Here is a 17,711-nt window from a genome sequence, read left to right as displayed (position 1 = left end):
AGAAAAACGAGTATTAGTGAGAGTGGTCGACAACGATAGTGCCGATTTCAGGATGACTGAAGGATGAGATAATATCCAGTCGTAGCTCCTTAGTGCCTTCCTGTGTGATCAGGACGAGGTACTCAATTTTTTTTCGTAGGAGCAAATCACTGGCTTGCCCTTCAATATTCTCGCCGTCATTAAGCTTAATTTGCAGCTTTAATTGACGCTGGCATGCGATTTCTAGATATTCGTAATCATCACAATTGATTGGTTGATATTCATTATCTGTAGACATATTCCCTCACCACTGTGTTAGTGGCGGTTATTGCCGCCTTGAACATGTTTGTATTATCTAAAAGCACTAGCATTTATCGACTAAGCATTTATCGATGAAATAAAAAGCTAAATCAAAAGTGCTTCGCACGATAATAGCATAGTAATTTAATAACTATAATCAGTGACGTGGGAAAAGGAAAATTCTTATTCACCAAACTGATATCTTTAGCTGGTTATTTATCCGATTGTAAATTTTTGCATACCTTATTTTTTTATTTCTTGAAATGCTATGATGTATTAATAAGCGAAACAGTAATAATTGAATGATCTGAAAGGAATTATAATGAAGAAAGTACTTTTATTGGCTCTTATTTCGGCGGGTGCCGTGGCATTATCCGGCTGTCAAAGCAGCGTGAACGAAGCGAACTTCGCTCCTGTAGACCATGTTTATAGTGGTGTACTTCCTTGTGCAGATTGTTCGGGTATTGAAGCCACACTATTAGTTAATCCAGATGGTAGTTATGTTGAGCAACTGCTTTATTTAGAAACCCGTGAAGGGAACCAAATGTTCCATGAAACAGGGAACTGGTCTAGCACGGAAAATGTATTAACATTAACTAACTCGAAAGCAGAGCGCACATACTTTGCACAATCTCCTGATAACCAGTCAATCACACTGCTAGATTTAGAAGGCAAAGCGATTGAGAGTTCAATGAACCATACCTTAAAGCAGGCCACTCCAAGTAAAAAACGTGGTGAATATCGTTATATGGCCGATGCCGCTATATTTACTGAATGTGGTTCTGGGCGTAAATATGCAACGTCAGGCATTGAACTAGAGAAAGCCTATAGTGATACTGATGTGGATGGCGGTACACCAGTTTATTTAGAAGTGGATGGTTTCTATTCTATTCGCCCATCAATGGAAGACGGCCAATTTGATTCTGCATTTATTCCTACTGGAAATATTCAGTTCGATAAAACCCGCTCCTGCAAATAACCTAGATTCATTTTGGTTATATTGTAAAAAAGCTTAGCGGTAATAAAAAAGCTCAGAGACAGTAAAACTGAACTCTGAGCTTTTTATTTAGGCTAACGCAACGATTATTTAGCTAATTTTTCTTTCAGGAAGCTAACTACGTTATCTAAACCAACCAGTTGTTTGTCATCACTGCGGCGTGATTTATATTCAACTTGGTTAGTATCTAAATTACGATCACCAATGACGATAGTATACGGAACACCAATCAGTTCCATATCGGCAAACATCACGCCCGGACGTTCTTTACGGTCATCGAAAATAACATCGATACCTTGTGCTTTCAGGTCTGCATACAGTTTTTCAGCAACTTCTTTAACCCGATAAGACTTATGCATATTCATTGGCAGGATAGCAACGTGGAACGGTGCGATAGCGTCTGACCATACAATACCGCGGTCATCGTGGCTCTGCTCAATCGCTGCTGCAACAATACGTGTTACACCAATACCATAGCAACCCATTGTCACGATTTGGTTATGACCTTCTTCGTTCTGCACAGAGGCTTTCATCGCTTCAGAATATTTTGTGCCTAATTGGAAGATATGACCAACTTCAATACCGCGTTTGATTAACAGGGTACCTTTACCATCTGGACTTGGGTCACCCGCTACCACATTACGCAGGTCGTAAACTTCCGGCAGTGGGAGATCACGTTCCCAGTTGATGCCAAAGTAGTGTTTACCATCAATATTTGCACCTGCACCGAAGTCACTCATCACTGCAACGCTGCGGTCAATGACAATTGGCATTGGCATATTCACTGGGCCTAAAGAGCCAGGACCTGCGTTAACAGCTTTGCGGATCTCTTCTTCTGATGCAAATTGCAGTGGGCTTGCTACTAATGGATGTTTTTCTGCTTTGATTTCATTCAGTTCATGGTCGCCACGAATTAACAGGGCAACTAAAGTATGACCAGAGTCTTTCTCTGCATGAACAATCAGAGTCTTAACTGTTTTCTCGATTGGCAGATTGAACTGTTCAACTAATTCAGCAATCGTTTTTGCATTTGGTGTATCCACTAAATGCATCTCTTCGCTTGGCGCTGCACGTTGAACGTTTGGAGCAACCGCTTCAGCAAATTCGATATTGGCTGCAAAATCAGATTCAGTAGAGAAGACAACATCATCTTCACCGCTTTGTGCTAAAACTTGGAATTCGTGAGAAGCGTTACCACCGATAGAACCGGTATCTGCTTGTACTGCACGGAAATCAAAGCCAATGCGGGTGAAAATTTTGCTATAAGCTTGGTACATTGCATCGTAAGTTTCTTGCAATGACTCTTGGCTTGTGTGGAACGAGTATGCATCTTTCATGATAAATTCACGAGAACGCATTACACCGAAACGAGGACGAACTTCATCACGGAATTTGGTTTGAATTTGGAATAAATTCAATGGTAATTGTTTGTATGAAGTGATCTCGTTACGCACTAAATCAGTGATAACTTCTTCGTGGGTTGGACCTAAAACAAAAGGGCGCTCACCACGATCTACAAAGCGCAGTAATTCAGGGCCATATTGTTCCCAACGTCCACTTTCTTGCCATAAGTCAGCAGGTTGAACGACGGGTAAAGATACCTCGATAGCGCCTGCATTTTCCATTTCTTCACGAACGATGTTTTCAACTTTACGCAGAACACGCACGCCAGTGGGTAACCAGTCATACAGACCAGAAGCAAGTTTACGGATCATCCCTGCACGCAGCATCAGCTGGTGGCTGATAACTTCTGCATCCGCAGGGGTCTCTTTTAGAGTTGAGAGCAGATATTTGCTAGTACGCATTGTATAGGTTCCATTAGAACAACAAATTATGGTAGGGATTATGCCTACCCAATAATTTAAAGCTGCTAAGCAGCGGAATAAACAACTAGTCTACCAGTGACGATGATTTGTCAAAAGAGGTTAACGTGATTTTTCATTACGTTCGATGGCAAACACTTCAGTGATATTATTAGTCACTCGCCAACGCACATTGAAATCTAATAAATGAACCGCATAATCACGGGCTTCATTAGATTGTTTCTTATAGGCAGGACGTGGGTCTTGCTTCAATACTTGTTCAATAAAAGACGTTAATCCGGGATAGCGAGATTGGTATTTATCACATTCAATTTGAGCTTGTGAGCTAAATATAACCTGCATATCTTCTGATGGAGCCTCTTGAGCATAACCCGCTTTGGCGGTTGTAATAGCTTCAGCAAAAGGCAGATACGGTTTGATATCGACCACTGGCGTGCCATCAACTAAATCTAGGCTGCCGAGTTCAAGAATGACTTGGTTGTTTTCAACAGTCACATCTTTTAATTCAACTAACGACATCCCAATAGGGTTTGGCCTAAATGTTGAACGAGTGGCAAATACACCCATTTTATCGTTGCCGCCTAGGCGGGGAGGGCGTACTAGTGATTTCCAGCCACCTTCCATCGTTTGGTGAAAAACAAACAACACCCAAATATGACTAAATTGAGTTAATCCTCTAACGGCATTGGGGTCATTGTATGGCGGATGTAAATGCAAACGCCCAAAGCCGTTTTGAACCAGCCCAGGCTGGCGAGGAATGGCAAACTTTTCTTTATAAGGGGATTCGATATGCCCGATAACATTAAATTGAAAAGATTGCATAAGTTGATTATTCAACAATTTTAAGTGCGCTACCTTCACATACCGTTGCTTGGTAACAACCCGGTGCTGATTTGGTTTGGCACTGATGTAATAACACGGCATCCGCAGCGATATAAGCGGCTTGCGTCAACATACTGTTTTTAGCTGAATCAAGGTTAATAGGTGGACTCTTTGCATTTTTTCTGCATGACTCACCAGATACAATACCTAAGTCCCGAAATGGCATTCCTAATAACTCTTCAGGGCTGTTCATTAATTTAATGTTTTCTGCACTGACATCTTCTTCAGTTTCTACAGGTAAAGGCTTCGATAATTTCATGCTCGAAAACCCTTTATTCATGCTTGGACTGGTGTATTGATTAATTCCGCACCCAGCTAAAGCAAATGTAGCGAGGGCGAGCAAAAACAATCTCATAAATATTACCTTTTTATTATCTGCGCTAGCGCATTAATTATGTAATCGGTTTAAAGCTAATTTATTTGAAACAAATCGGTTTAATGCATGTTGGTATAATACAAAAAAACTAGGTGACATAAAGTCACCTAGCATTTTATACGCATTTTTTTTAAGAGAAAAGCTTACCAGCCTTTAACTGCTCCACCATCGAAAACTTCGTTGGCTTTCTCTGCTACTTCATTAGATTGATATGCTTGAATAAACTTCTTCACATTCTCGCTATCTTTATTATCTTCACGAGCCACAATAATGTTCACATATGGAGAATCTTTATCTTCAACAAACAGACCATCTTTTGCTGGGGTCAGTTTAGGTGTTGCGCTGCTAGCCCAAGTTGTATTGATGATAGCCAATGCAATTTTTTGATCATCCAGAGCTCGTGGTAACTGTGGCGCTTCTAATTCAACAAATTTTAAGCCTTTTGGATTCTCAACAACATCCAATACGGTAGGCATTAAACCAGTGCCATCTTTTAACTTAATTAAACCTTGTTTTTGCAGTAACAGTAATGAACGACCTAAGTTAGTTGGGTCATTTGGCAGTGCAACTTGTGAACCATCAGCCAATTCATCAATAGATTTAATTTGTTTAGAATATCCTGCGATTGGATAAATAAAGGTATTTCCAACAGGGACTAATTTGTAGTTACGGTCTTTAATTTGCTGATCTAAATAAGGTTTATGTTGGAATGCGTTAGCATCAATATCACCTTTGCTTAATGCTTCGTTTGGTAGTACGAAGTCATTGAAAGAAACTAATTCAACATTCAGGCCATATTTTTCTTTAGCAACTTTTTGTGCAACTTCAGCAACTTCAAACTCTTTGCCCATGATCACACCGACTTTGATGCTATTTGGATCTTTTTGTTTTTCACCACAGCCAGCGAGAGTTAATGTTCCTAACAGCGCGCCAACTACTGCAATTGATTTTAACTTAATAGACATAATTTACCCCTTTAGACACTATTTATAGCACCTTAACTACTATGTAGCATTTTTTGGCGCTGCTATTGTTTCTGACTATCTAGATTACGGACTATTTATGTGACACTTTTTTCATTAGATATTCACCAGTGAACTGAATGATGAATACTAAGACAATCAATAGAACCAGAACGGTATTCATAACTAATGGATTATAAGTATAGTACCCATATTGCATTGCAATTTGTCCTAATCCACCGGAACCAACTGCACCACCCATTGCGGAATAACCGACTAACATAATTAATGTAATGGTTGCTGCGTTAATTAACCCCGCTAAAGATTCTGGCAGTAATACTTTGCGGATAATCTGTAACGGTGTTGCACCCATAGCGCGAGATGCTTCAATTAAACCATTCGGAACTTCTAATAATGCGTTTTCAACCATGCGAGCAATAAACGGAATTGCACCAACAGTCAATGGAACAATCGCACCTTCGATACCAATCGCAGAGCCCACGATGAATTTGGTAAAAGGGCTGATCCAGACTAATAAAATAATAAATGGTATTGAGCGGAATACGTTCACGACAGCAGAAATAACGCTATACAGAACGGTGTTTTCCATAACTTGCCCACGACGAGTGACGTAAAGCAGGACGCCTGTCGGGATACCTAAAATAAAACCTAAAATTGCAGAAACGAAAGTCATGATAATGGTATCAATCGTTCCTGAAATAAGCAGTGAAATCATTCCCTCAGACATAACCTAAAACCTCAACTTTCACATGGTGCTCTTTCAAAAATGTAATAGTGGACTCAATGCCATTTTCTAAGCCGTGTAATTCAGCCAGCATCACACCGAATTTAACGCCACCGGCATAATCAATCTGAGAGCTTAATATATTAATATCGATATCAAATTTACGTACGGCCATTGAGATTAATGGTGCATCCACAGATTGCCCTGTGAATTCCAGCTTCAATAACGGGGAGAGATCTTTACCCGATTCTGCCTGTAAACGTTCTTTATAGTCATCTGGAATATCGATAACTAACGTTGACTTAATAAATGCTTGGGCAACTGGTGTTTTAGGGTGAGAGAAAACTTCACTCACTTTATCTTGCTCAATAAGCTGACCACCGCTGATCACTGCGACTTGGTCACAAATACGTTTCACTACATCCATCTCATGAGTGATTAATAAGATAGTTAAACCTAAGCGACGGTTGATATCTTTCAATAATTCTAAAATAGAGCGTGTCGTTGCTGGATCTAGTGCACTTGTTGCTTCATCACATAGCAATACTTTTGGTGAGTTAGCTAAGGCGCGGGCAATAGCAACACGCTGTTTTTGACCACCAGAAAGGTTTGCTGGATAAGCATCTTTCTTTTCAGATAAACCGACTAACTCTAATAATTCATTAACACGCTGTTTAATGGCCTCTTTTGGCGTATTGTCTAATTCTAGTGGCAGTGCCACGTTATCAAACACAGTGCGCGAAGATAATAAGTTGAAGTGCTGAAAGATCATGCCAATTCTACGGCGTGCTTTCGTAACTTCTTTCTCTGGCAGAGAGGTTAAATCTTGTCCATCAACAATGACTTGCCCTGATGTTGGACGCTCCAGCATATTCACACAACGAATTAAGGTACTTTTACCTGCGCCGGATGCACCGATGACACCATATATTTGACCAGCAGGAACATGCAGGCTTATATCACTCAGCGCCTGTATATTGCGGTTTCCTTGCTGGAACACTTTATTAATATTTGAGAGCTTTATCATTCTATCTTCTATTCTCTGACGAATTATATTCAAGATACTGTATCTAACATGCATTGGATGTTAAGGCGTCTAGACGTCTAAGTCAATAAAGTTTGATGGATTTATTCTATTCTCATTTCATTTCTTTTCATGAGATACTAAAAACCATTTCAGTTTGAGGAGTAAAGCAGTGAGCAAAGGCATTCCAGCAATCTTTCTAGATAGAGATGGCACAATTAATATCGACCATGGCTATGTACATCAAATCGATGACTTTGAATTTATCGAAGGCTCTATTGAAGCCATGATTGAACTCAAAAAAATGGGATATGCATTAGTTGTCGTGACTAATCAATCTGGTATCGGTCGTGGTATTTATACCGAAGACCAGTTTATGACGCTTACTGAGTGGATGGATTGGTCTCTAGCCGACCGTGGTGTTGATTTAGATGGTATCTATTTCTGCCCTCATCACCCTGATGCAGCAGTAGAAGAATATAAGCAAGAATGTCATTGCCGCAAACCAAAACCAGGAATGCTTTTAGATGCCCAGCAATTTTTAAACATTGATATGGCTTCTTCTATTATGGTTGGTGACAAACTTGCAGATATGCAGGCGGGTAAAGCGGCTCAAGTGGGTACTAATGTACTGGTTAAAAGCGGTGAAACGGTCACGAAAGAAGCGATGGCAAGTGCTGATATCGTTATAAATAGCATCGCAGAACTGCCAGAAACCCTAAAAAGATTCAAAAAATAGCCATTTCGGATAATAAATCGGCGGTTGATAAAAAATATCAAAAAAAAGGTTGCCAGATTTTTCTGACTCCCTATAATGCGCATCCACTGACCGGGAACAAGCCAACGCAAAGCGCGATGGACACTGAACCGGCAGCGAGAGAATCTGAAAAGATTAAGTAAAAAAATACTTGACTCTCACTGAGGAAAACGTATTATACGTCACCTCGCGACAGCGACCTAAGTTGATAAAAACTGAGTCGAATTTCTAAAGAAATGTCGCAACGCTCTTTAACAATTTATCAGACAATCTGTGTGGGCACTCACAGGACACTATCAAAAAAATATTTGATTTTAAGTCTTGAAGAGTGACTAACACGTTAATTCATATATATGAACTAATAGGTAATTTGGTTTCTTCGGAAATCAAACGACAGTAACATTCTTTGAGCATCAAGCTTTTTAATTGAAGAGTTTGATCATGGCTCAGATTGAACGCTGGCGGCAGGCCTAACACATGCAAGTCGAGCGGTAACAGGGGAAGCTTGCTTCTCGCTGACGAGCGGCGGACGGGTGAGTAATGTATGGGGATCTGCCCGATAGAGGGGGATAACTACTGGAAACGGTAGCTAATACCGCATAATCTCTCAGGAGCAAAGCAGGGGAACTTCGGTCCTTGCGCTATCGGATGAACCCATATGGGATTAGCTAGTTGGTGAGGTAATGGCTCACCAAGGCGACGATCCCTAGCTGGTCTGAGAGGATGATCAGCCACACTGGGACTGAGACACGGCCCAGACTCCTACGGGAGGCAGCAGTGGGGAATATTGCACAATGGGCGCAAGCCTGATGCAGCCATGCCGCGTGTATGAAGAAGGCCTTAGGGTTGTAAAGTACTTTCAGTTGGGAGGAAGGCGTTGATGCTAATATCATCAACGATTGACGTTACCAACAGAAGAAGCACCGGCTAACTCCGTGCCAGCAGCCGCGGTAATACGGAGGGTGCAAGCGTTAATCGGAATTACTGGGCGTAAAGCGCACGCAGGCGGTTGATTAAGTTAGATGTGAAATCCCCGGGCTTAACCTGGGAATGGCATCTAAAACTGGTCAGCTAGAGTCTTGTAGAGGGGGGTAGAATTCCATGTGTAGCGGTGAAATGCGTAGAGATGTGGAGGAATACCGGTGGCGAAGGCGGCCCCCTGGACAAAGACTGACGCTCAGGTGCGAAAGCGTGGGGAGCAAACAGGATTAGATACCCTGGTAGTCCACGCTGTAAACGATGTCGATTTGGAGGTTGTTCCCTTGAGGAGTGGCTTCCGGAGCTAACGCGTTAAATCGACCGCCTGGGGAGTACGGCCGCAAGGTTAAAACTCAAATGAATTGACGGGGGCCCGCACAAGCGGTGGAGCATGTGGTTTAATTCGATGCAACGCGAAGAACCTTACCTACTCTTGACATCCAGAGAATTTAGCAGAGATGCTTTAGTGCCTTCGGGAACTCTGAGACAGGTGCTGCATGGCTGTCGTCAGCTCGTGTTGTGAAATGTTGGGTTAAGTCCCGCAACGAGCGCAACCCTTATCCTTTGTTGCCAGCACGTAATGGTGGGAACTCAAAGGAGACTGCCGGTGATAAACCGGAGGAAGGTGGGGATGACGTCAAGTCATCATGGCCCTTACGAGTAGGGCTACACACGTGCTACAATGGCGTATACAAAGAGAAGCGACCTCGCGAGAGCAAGCGGAACTCATAAAGTACGTCGTAGTCCGGATTGGAGTCTGCAACTCGACTCCATGAAGTCGGAATCGCTAGTAATCGTAGATCAGAATGCTACGGTGAATACGTTCCCGGGCCTTGTACACACCGCCCGTCACACCATGGGAGTGGGTTGCAAAAGAAGTAGGTAGCTTAACCTTCGGGAGGGCGCTTACCACTTTGTGATTCATGACTGGGGTGAAGTCGTAACAAGGTAACCGTAGGGGAACCTGCGGTTGGATCACCTCCTTACCATTGAAGTGTTTTTGTGAAGTGCTCACACAGATTGTCTGATGAAATAGAGTAACGGTATCGATAGGCTTGTAGCTCAGGTGGTTAGAGCGCACCCCTGATAAGGGTGAGGTCGGTGGTTCAAGTCCACTCAGGCCTACCAAAATCGAATTGATGCTTCGTTATAACTCAGCTCGTTTACCAAATGTAAACGTCGCCAAGTTATGCCTTGCCTAAATTCAATTTAACTCAAAATTCTTTCTTAGTGAGAGAATCGATACTGGAAATACCTTTATGGGGCTATAGCTCAGCTGGGAGAGCGCCTGCCTTGCACGCAGGAGGTCAGCGGTTCGATCCCGCTTAGCTCCACCATAAATTTTTCTGATTATTCAGAATAGATTAGAAATAGTCTATTGCGAATAATTATGCTCTTTAACAATCTGGAACAAGCTGAAAATTGAAAACAACGCACATTGTTTATCGCTTAAACAATGTGAGAGTCTCTCAAAAATCTCAACTTGAAGATGTTCTGTGAACATTCGAGTCGACGAGCGACATGAGTTCAAGGCAGCCCGCGCACAGCAAGCGCAGCATACAATAGTATGTGAGCATTGCGAGCACGGACTAACGCCGAAATCATGAAGCGCAGTCACTCGTTGTAAGAAGACACCTTCGGGTTGTGAGGTTAAGCGACTAAGCGTACACGGTGGATGCCTAGGCAATCAGAGGCGATGAAGGACGTGCTAATCTGCGAAAAGCGTCGGTAAGGTGATATGAACCGTTATAACCGACGATATCCGAATGGGGAAACCCAGTGCAATTCGTTGCACTATCGTTTGATGAATACATAGTCAAACGAGGCGAACCGAGGGAACTGAAACATCTCAGTACCTCGAGGAAAAGAAATCAACCGAGATTCCCCTAGTAGCGGCGAGCGAACGGGGAGCAGCCCAGAGTCTTAATCAGCATTAGCATCAGGAGAACGGTCTGGAAAGGCCGGCAGTAAAGGGTGATAGCCCCGTATCTGAAGATGTTAGTGTTGTGAACTCGACGAGTAGGGCGGGACACGTGTTATCCTGTCTGAATATGGGGGGACCATCCTCCAAGGCTAAATACTCCTGATTGACCGATAGTGAACCAGTACCGTGAGGGAAAGGCGAAAAGAACCCCGGCGAGGGGAGTGAAATAGAACCTGAAACCGTGTACGTACAAGCAGTGGGAGCCTTGATTTATCAGGGTGACTGCGTACCTTTTGTATAATGGGTCAGCGACTTATATTCTGTAGCAAGGTTAACCGTATAGGGGAGCCGTAGGGAAACCGAGTCTTAACTGGGCGAATAAGTTGCAGGGTATAGACCCGAAACCCGGTGATCTAGCCATGGGCAGGTTGAAGGTTGGGTAACACTAACTGGAGGACCGAACCGACTAATGTTGAAAAATTAGCGGATGACTTGTGGCTGGGGGTGAAAGGCCAATCAAACCGGGAGATAGCTGGTTCTCCCCGAAAGCTATTTAGGTAGCGCCTCGTGAACTCATCTTCGGGGGTAGAGCACTGTTTCGACTAGGGGGTCATCCCGACTTACCAACTCGATGCAAACTACGAATACCGAAGAATGTTATCACGGGAGACACACGGCGGGTGCTAACGTTCGTCGTGAAGAGGGAAACAACCCAGACCGCCAGCTAAGGTCCCAAAGTCATAGTTAAGTGGGAAACGAAGTGGGAAGGCTCAGACAGCCAGGATGTTGGCTTAGAAGCAGCCATCATTTAAAGAAAGCGTAATAGCTCACTGGTCGAGTCGGCCTGCGCGGAAGATGTAACGGGGCTAAACTATGCACCGAAGCTGCGGCAGCGATATGTAAATATTGTTGGGTAGGGGAGCGTTCTGTAAGCCTGTGAAGGTGTGCTGTGAGGCATGCTGGAGGTATCAGAAGTGCGAATGCTGACATAAGTAACGATAATGCGGGTGAAAAACCCGCACGCCGGAAGACCAAGGGTTCCTGTCCAACGTTAATCGGGGCAGGGTGAGTCGACCCCTAAGGCGAGGCAGAAATGCGTAGTCGATGGGCAACGGGTTAATATTCCCGTACTGGTGATAATTGCGATGGGGGGACGGAGAAGGTTAGGCTGGCCGGGCGACGGTTGTCCCGGTTTAAGGATGTAGGCAGGTGAATTAGGCAAATCCGGTTCACTATATGCTGAGGTCTGATGACGAGTCACTACGGTGGCGAAGTAGCTTATACCCCGCTTCCAGGAAAAGCCTCTAAGCTCTAGATTATCATTAATCGTACCCCAAACCGACACAGGTGGTCAGGTAGAGAATACTCAGGCGCTTGAGAGAACTCGGGTGAAGGAACTAGGCAAAATGGTGCCGTAACTTCGGGAGAAGGCACGCTGGCATTAGGTGAAATGGTTTACCCATGGAGCTGAAGCCAGTCGCAGATACCAGCTGGCTGCAACTGTTTATTAAAAACACAGCACTGTGCAAACACGAAAGTGGACGTATACGGTGTGACGCCTGCCCGGTGCTGGAAGGTTAATTGATGGGGTTATCCGTAAGGAGAAGCTCTTGATCGAAGCCCCAGTAAACGGCGGCCGTAACTATAACGGTCCTAAGGTAGCGAAATTCCTTGTCGGGTAAGTTCCGACCTGCACGAATGGCGTAATGATGGCCAGGCTGTCTCCACCCGAGACTCAGTGAAATTGAACTCGCTGTGAAGATGCAGTGTACCCGCGGCAAGACGGAAAGACCCCGTGAACCTTTACTATAGCTTGACACTGAACATTGAGCCTTGATGTGTAGGATAGGTGGGAGGCTTTGAAGCGTGGACGCCAGTCTGCGTGGAGCCAACCTTGAAATACCACCCTTTAATGTTTGATGTTCTAACGTCGCCCCGTTATCCGGGGTGCGGACAGTGTCTGGTGGGTAGTTTGACTGGGGCGGTCTCCTCCCAAAGAGTAACGGAGGAGCACGAAGGTTGGCTAAGCATGGTCGGACATCATGCGGTTAGTGCAAAGGCATAAGCCAGCTTGACTGCGAGAGTGACAGCTCGAGCAGGTACGAAAGTAGGTCTTAGTGATCCGGTGGTTCTGAATGGAAGGGCCATCGCTCAACGGATAAAAGGTACTCCGGGGATAACAGGCTGATACCGCCCAAGAGTTCATATCGACGGCGGTGTTTGGCACCTCGATGTCGGCTCATCACATCCTGGGGCTGAAGTAGGTCCCAAGGGTACGGCTGTTCGCCGTTTAAAGTGGTACGCGAGCTGGGTTTAGAACGTCGTGAGACAGTTCGGTCCCTATCTGCCGTGGGCGTTGGAAGATTGAAAGGGGCTGCTCCTAGTACGAGAGGACCGGAGTGGACGCACCACTGGTGTTCGGGTTGTCATGCCAATGGCATTGCCCGGTAGCTAAGTGCGGAAGAGATAACCGCTGAAAGCATCTAAGCGGGAAACTTGCCTTGAGATGAGTCTTCCCTGACTCTTTAAGGGTCCTAAAGGAACGTTTAAGACTAAGACGTTGATAGGTTGGGTGTGTAAGCGTAGCGATACGTTGAGCTAACCAATACTAATGAACCGTGAGGCTTAACCTGACAACACCGAAGGTGTTTTAGAGATTGAGAGATTAAGTTGATTCAATAGCGAGTGAGAAGCCGAAAGGTGAAGGACACAGCAGCTTGTTCAGGATTGATATTCTGGTTTAAGAAAAAACTTAAACGGGAATAAACAGAATTTGTCTGGCGGCAATAGCGCGGTGGTCCCACCTGACCCCATGCCGAACTCAGTAGTGAAACGCCGTAGCGCCGATGGTAGTGTGGGGTCTCCCCATGTGAGAGTAGGGAACTGCCAGACATTAAATTAGCCGAGAAGCCACCCATTGGGTGGCTTTTTTGCGTTTGGGAAATTGAAATCGCCGAAAGGTGTATGAAAAAATGGCCTTCTCGTTAGCAAAATCTGGGGCGGCACTCACCAACGGCCTAAAAGCGCCGAATATCCCTGTGCTTCCCGCCTCATTTCACTGTCAATCGAGTTAGCCCCCGTGAGATCTGGTGAATAAAAGCACTTTAACGGCGAATCTCTGATCTGACATAATCGATCAATCTTAACTGCTTTGTTCTTACTCTCTGAACGCCTCTATTTAAAAGCTATCTCGGGATAGCAGCCGAATATCCCTCAACTTCCCGTCTTATAAACGGTGTTTTCACTATTAGTAATGAAGTTGTCACTGTATTGAGTGAAAATCGATCACCATATTGACCTTACTCGCCTTATAGCCTAACCAAGCAGTAAAGAATGCCTCTATTACATGCATGTTTTTTCTTCACTAAGCCATTACTTAGCAAACTTATCACGGTGAATGGCAGAAAATTTGATGGAGATAGTCAGACTGGCCTAGAAAAGTCACAAAAAGGAATAATAAGTTCCGTAAGATAACCTGCAAGATATTTGATATACTGCACTTGAGTCAGTCAAACCAATGCTAAACTAGCATAGTCGACAACAATATTGTTGTTATCAATTTCGTAGGGAATCCGGTACGTGGCTAAAAGAACCTATTCTGTTCGGTACATTGCAGGCGAGCCTGCAAAACGTATTCAGCCTATGCCAATCCATATGCTAGGAGATTCTCTTCCTATTGGTCTTCCTCTATTTCCTGCGGGTGAAACGCTGGATGTGGTTACGTGGAATATTTATAAGCAGCAGCGACCCAATTGGAAATCTACTTTAGCTGAACTCGTCAAAGAAAAGAAATTACTCTTGCTTCAAGAAGCTCAAATGTCACCTGAATTGGTTTCTTTCGCTGCATCACATCAGTTGATAGCAGACCAAGTCCCAGCTTTACCTTTTTCTCCTCACCCATCAGGGGTAATGACCCTCGCGACAGCTCACCCTATCTATTGTTGCCCATTACGAGAAAAAGAACCGTTATTACGTTTAGCTAAATCGGCTTTGATCACGGTTTATCCATTGCCTAATGGCAAGCACTTAATGGTCGCGAATGTGCATGCAATCAACTTTAGTTTTGGGGTTGATGTGTATACGAAGCAATTGAGTAAGTTAGGTTCGCATATTAGCAAACATGTTGGCCCCGTTATTCTCGCGGGGGACTTTAATGCATGGAGCCGTCAGCGAGTAAATGCATTGAAACGCTTTATTCGTTCAGTTGGTTTGAAGGAAGTTCTCTACGATTCAGATTTACGGACAAAAGCGTTTGGTCGTCCATTAGACTTTATGTTTTACCGCGGCTTAAAACTGAAAGAAAGCCACGTATTACAGACGGATGCATCAGACCATAACCCTATCATTACCCAATTTAAATTAACTAAGTAATGCCTTTTTAAGATTATCCCACCTTATTTATCCCTGTAATTATTGTAGATTTTATTCTCTATTTTACGGAGATTCATACCTTGAAACGACTATTACCCATCGCTTTACTATTTTGTATGCCTTATGCATTAGGAAAAAATAACCTTGATTTGGCAAAACAGGCTGAACAATTACCTAGCCTTGTTGTTTATGATTCATCTTATCGCCAGATAGATTACCCCAATGGGGATGTTCCTAGCCGTTACGGTGTCTGTTCTGATGTTGTGATCCGCAGTTATCGTAAACTGGGTATTGATCTTCAAAAACAGCTTCATGAAGATATAAAGAAGAATTTTAGCCAGTATCCAAGCCAAAAGATGTGGGGGCTTCGTAAACCTGATACCAATATTGATCATCGGCGAGTACCTAACTTAGAAACCTTTTTTGCTCGAAAAGGTACCGTTAAACCCATTACGTTAAAAGGGGATGATTATTTACCCGGCGATATCGTTTCATGGCGTTTAGATAATGGGCGTCCACATATAGGAATTGTGACATCCATCAAAGCATCGAATAGTCAATACTACCTAGTGATGCACAATATTGGATATGGACAAGTCGCCGAGGACGTCTTGTTTAAATGGAAGATAGTTGGACATTATTCATATTAATATTTTTATTTCAATGAGTTGTACTGGAATTATATTTTATCATTTATGAATGTGTCACTTTTCTTTTACCGGAGAAAGCACTTTAATATCTCAAAGTGATTAGTTTTTTTTGTTGATTTTCGAATTATATGCAATTTATTGTATTGGTTGTTATTGGCATTAAACTATATTTATTAAGTGTAAAGCACGGCGATGAGCAGGTTTTATTTATCGAGCTGTTTTATTTCTTAAGGATTTTAAATCATGAAAAATATAGTTATTGTGGGTGGTGGTACTGGCGGTACCATGTTAGCTAATATTTTGGCTAGAAAACTTAATAAAGACATTTTTTCTCAAAAAATAAAAATAACGTTAATAACAGATAATCCGATACATTATTATAAACCTGCATTTATGTATGTGGCTTTTAATATGTTCTTTAAAGAAGAACTAAGCCGACCTGAGCGTGAATTATTAAGGCCAGAAATTGATTTAGTCATTGATAAAGTTGAATCATTTGATTTTAAAAATAAAGAATTGCATTCAAAAAATAATAAAAAATACAACTATGACTATTTAGTTGTTGCCACAGGATGTATCCCTAGACCTGAGCGCATTGAAGGATTAAAGGAAATGGGGAACCATTTTTATGCCTATGATGCCTCGCGTAAATTAGCCGATCAATTATCTAAGATTGAAAAAGGTCGTATTTTTATTACCGTTTCATTTCCAGAAACACCAAACGTTCCCCATCAATGTGGTATAGCACCGATGGAAACAACACTCATGATTGATGAGTTTTTACGTAAACGTCGGGTTAGGGATAATATTGAAATTGTTTATACCTATCCAACAGTTGCACAATTACTGCGTAACTGTTTATTCATGCAGCAGCCTGTTTGTGAAGTCATTCCTGAGGTATTTGTTACTAGAAATATTAAAGCTCAACGAGGATTCACTTTAAATAAAGTCGACCCAGATAAGAAATTGGCTTATTCCAAAGAAGGGGATGAGCAGCCTTTCGATTTATTAATTAGTACACCACCTATTACAGCGGTAGAGGCGGTCGTAAATACCGGATTAAGTGAACATAATAATGGTGAAGGTTGGTTACCAACTGATCATGAAACTATGCAAGTCTATGGTGTTGAAGGTGTTTATGTTATAGGTGACACCGTTGATTTACCAATTAGCAAAGCGGGCGGTAGCTGCCATAACCAAGCTGCCATTATCGCTGATAATATTTGTGGTGAGTTAATTTATGGCTACCCTGCGGCTATTTATGATGGCCGAGTACAGGCTGTTGCTCAAATGGGATTAACGGCGGGTATGCCTTTGCAATATGATTACAAGCACGATGTTATTCCGACTCCGCCAACGAAACTCGGTGGATTACTAAGAAATGGCTTCAATAGAGGTATTTATTGGGCAGCAATCCGTGGCTTAGTTTAATAAGGAATTAAAAATGTCGAATAATGAAAGTCAAAGTAAACTGGTTGAACTGTTAAGTTCAGAATCCGGTAATCATCTTGCCGAAAAATTAGCACCGTTATTACATTTAAATCGCCTAGACAATATTGTGGATCTGCTTTCACTAGTGTCCGACCTTGTCGATATATTAGATAACAGTACTGTAGAACGATTATCAAATTCTTTTGAAGATACTTTAGTGCCTGTATGGGAATTAGGTACTGCCTACAATATGGCAAAAATGGAAGGAATACATGATAGTAAAAATCCTAACTTTCGCTCAGTGTATGGATTATTAAAAGATCCAAATACATTACGTGGAATTACGACACTTTTGCGAACGATGCAAATTGTCGGATCTCGATTATCTCAATCCCAAGGAGGGTAATTTTTCGGAGGTGGTATGAGTTTAGATATAAAAACGTTCTTTCGAATCACGGGAAATTCATAGTCACTATAACGCGCAGGATCATTTAGGTTCATTGGCATCGCCA

At 42.8% G+C, this 17,711-nt stretch carries 13 protein-coding genes, 2 tRNA genes and 3 rRNA genes; 11 read left to right on the top strand and 7 right to left on the bottom strand.

What is annotated here, in order from left to right; genetic code table 11:
* Positions 1-13: 13 nt before the first annotated feature.
* Complete coding sequence (gene rof / locus LDO73_RS13985) at positions 14-277, bottom strand: Rho-binding antiterminator (protein WP_006658392.1); 264 nt, start codon at positions 275-277, stop codon at positions 14-16.
* Positions 278-601: 324 nt separating this feature from the next.
* Here rof and LDO73_RS13980 point away from each other — a divergent pair, with 324 nt between their 5' ends.
* Positions 602-1,258: a copper resistance protein NlpE N-terminal domain-containing protein gene (locus LDO73_RS13980; protein WP_224058739.1), complete on the top strand. Its 657-nt coding sequence runs from the start codon at positions 602-604 to the stop codon at positions 1,256-1,258.
* Positions 1,259-1,362: 104 nt separating this feature from the next.
* Here LDO73_RS13980 and proS read toward each other — a convergent pair whose 3' ends face one another.
* The 6 genes from proS to metN form a co-directional block, all read right to left on the bottom strand.
* The gene (proS, locus tag LDO73_RS13975) at positions 1,363-3,081 is read right to left on the bottom strand and encodes a proline--tRNA ligase (protein WP_224058738.1); all 1,719 of its coding nucleotides are present in this window, start codon (positions 3,079-3,081) and stop codon (positions 1,363-1,365) included.
* Between the two features lie 120 nt (positions 3,082-3,201).
* The gene (gene tsaA, locus LDO73_RS13970) at positions 3,202-3,921 is read right to left on the bottom strand and encodes a tRNA (N6-threonylcarbamoyladenosine(37)-N6)-methyltransferase TrmO (protein ID WP_224058736.1); all 720 of its coding nucleotides are present in this window, start codon (positions 3,919-3,921) and stop codon (positions 3,202-3,204) included.
* Between the two features lie 7 nt (positions 3,922-3,928).
* Positions 3,929-4,336: an Rcs stress response system protein RcsF gene (gene rcsF / locus LDO73_RS13965; protein ID WP_006658388.1), complete on the bottom strand. Its 408-nt coding sequence runs from the start codon at positions 4,334-4,336 to the stop codon at positions 3,929-3,931.
* 164 nt (positions 4,337-4,500) lie between these two features.
* Positions 4,501-5,322, bottom strand: coding sequence for a MetQ/NlpA family lipoprotein (locus LDO73_RS13960; protein ID WP_224058733.1), 822 nt, complete (start codon positions 5,320-5,322; stop codon positions 4,501-4,503).
* 91 nt (positions 5,323-5,413) lie between these two features.
* A complete protein-coding gene (gene metI / locus LDO73_RS13955; protein ID WP_224058731.1) occupies positions 5,414-6,067 on the bottom strand; it encodes a methionine ABC transporter permease MetI in 654 nt (217 codons plus the stop codon).
* Positions 6,060-7,091 (bottom strand): methionine ABC transporter ATP-binding protein MetN, encoded by a 1,032-nt coding sequence (gene metN, locus LDO73_RS13950; protein ID WP_224058729.1) that lies wholly within the window; start codon positions 7,089-7,091, stop codon positions 6,060-6,062. The genes metI and metN overlap by 8 nt, the downstream gene beginning before the upstream one ends.
* Positions 7,092-7,260: 169 nt before the next feature.
* On the opposite strand from metN, the gene gmhB reads away from it, so the two are divergent.
* From gmhB to LDO73_RS13900, 10 genes are all read left to right on the top strand, one after another.
* A complete protein-coding gene (gmhB, locus tag LDO73_RS13945; protein ID WP_224058727.1) occupies positions 7,261-7,827 on the top strand; it encodes a D-glycero-beta-D-manno-heptose 1,7-bisphosphate 7-phosphatase in 567 nt (188 codons plus the stop codon).
* Between the two features lie 441 nt (positions 7,828-8,268).
* Positions 8,269-9,809: ribosomal RNA gene (locus tag LDO73_RS13940) — 16S ribosomal RNA — on the top strand.
* A gap of 65 nt (positions 9,810-9,874) precedes the next feature.
* Positions 9,875-9,951 (top strand) — tRNA-Ile (locus tag LDO73_RS13935).
* 133 nt (positions 9,952-10,084) lie between these two features.
* Positions 10,085-10,160 (top strand) — tRNA-Ala (locus LDO73_RS13930).
* A gap of 311 nt (positions 10,161-10,471) precedes the next feature.
* A 23S ribosomal RNA gene (locus tag LDO73_RS13925) occupies positions 10,472-13,380 on the top strand.
* Positions 13,381-13,523: 143 nt separating this feature from the next.
* Positions 13,524-13,639: ribosomal RNA gene (gene rrf, locus LDO73_RS13920) — 5S ribosomal RNA — on the top strand.
* Together the 16S, 23S and 5S rRNA genes with 2 tRNA genes alongside form the textbook arrangement of a ribosomal RNA operon.
* A gap of 687 nt (positions 13,640-14,326) precedes the next feature.
* Positions 14,327-15,118, top strand: coding sequence for an endonuclease/exonuclease/phosphatase family protein (locus tag LDO73_RS13915; RefSeq protein ID WP_224058725.1), 792 nt, complete (start codon positions 14,327-14,329; stop codon positions 15,116-15,118).
* A 116-nt stretch (positions 15,119-15,234) separates the two neighbouring features.
* Complete coding sequence (locus LDO73_RS13910) at positions 15,235-15,768, top strand: DUF1287 domain-containing protein (RefSeq protein WP_423810893.1); 534 nt, start codon at positions 15,235-15,237, stop codon at positions 15,766-15,768.
* A 243-nt stretch (positions 15,769-16,011) separates the two neighbouring features.
* Positions 16,012-17,199 carry an NAD(P)/FAD-dependent oxidoreductase gene (locus LDO73_RS13905; RefSeq protein WP_224058720.1) on the top strand — a complete coding sequence of 396 codons (1,188 nt, stop codon included), beginning with the start codon at positions 16,012-16,014 and terminating at the stop codon, positions 17,197-17,199.
* A gap of 13 nt (positions 17,200-17,212) precedes the next feature.
* Positions 17,213-17,605 carry a hypothetical protein gene (locus LDO73_RS13900; RefSeq protein WP_154627625.1) on the top strand — a complete coding sequence of 131 codons (393 nt, stop codon included), beginning with the start codon at positions 17,213-17,215 and terminating at the stop codon, positions 17,603-17,605.
* The last annotated feature ends 106 nt before the right edge of the window (positions 17,606-17,711 follow it).

Origin of the sequence: Providencia alcalifaciens (genome assembly GCF_915403165.1) — a bacterium.
Taxonomy (GTDB): Bacteria; Pseudomonadota; Gammaproteobacteria; order Enterobacterales; family Enterobacteriaceae; genus Providencia; species Providencia alcalifaciens_C.
Note: the sequence above shows the minus strand (reverse complement) of the source record. Positions and strands in the feature narration are given on the sequence as shown.

Excerpts from the sequence above, each read along its gene's own strand:
- LDO73_RS13960 (WP_224058733.1), bottom strand. The coding sequence starts at position 5,322 with ATGTCTATTAAGTTAAAATCAATTGCAGTAGTTGGCGCGCTGTTAGGA.
- LDO73_RS13910 (WP_423810893.1), top strand. The coding sequence starts at position 15,235 with ATGCCTTATGCATTAGGAAAAAATAACCTTGATTTGGCAAAACAGGCT.
- LDO73_RS13980 (WP_224058739.1), top strand. The coding sequence starts at position 602 with ATGAAGAAAGTACTTTTATTGGCTCTTATTTCGGCGGGTGCCGTGGCA.
- rof (WP_006658392.1), bottom strand. The coding sequence starts at position 277 with ATGTCTACAGATAATGAATATCAACCAATCAATTGTGATGATTACGAA.
- metI (WP_224058731.1), bottom strand. The coding sequence starts at position 6,067 with ATGTCTGAGGGAATGATTTCACTGCTTATTTCAGGAACGATTGATACC.
- tsaA (WP_224058736.1), bottom strand. The coding sequence starts at position 3,921 with ATGCAATCTTTTCAATTTAATGTTATCGGGCATATCGAATCCCCTTAT.
- proS (WP_224058738.1), bottom strand. The coding sequence starts at position 3,081 with ATGCGTACTAGCAAATATCTGCTCTCAACTCTAAAAGAGACCCCTGCG.
- LDO73_RS13905 (WP_224058720.1), top strand. The coding sequence starts at position 16,012 with ATGAAAAATATAGTTATTGTGGGTGGTGGTACTGGCGGTACCATGTTA.
- metN (WP_224058729.1), bottom strand. The coding sequence starts at position 7,091 with ATGATAAAGCTCTCAAATATTAATAAAGTGTTCCAGCAAGGAAACCGC.
- LDO73_RS13900 (WP_154627625.1), top strand. The coding sequence starts at position 17,213 with ATGTCGAATAATGAAAGTCAAAGTAAACTGGTTGAACTGTTAAGTTCA.
- rcsF (WP_006658388.1), bottom strand. The coding sequence starts at position 4,336 with ATGAGATTGTTTTTGCTCGCCCTCGCTACATTTGCTTTAGCTGGGTGC.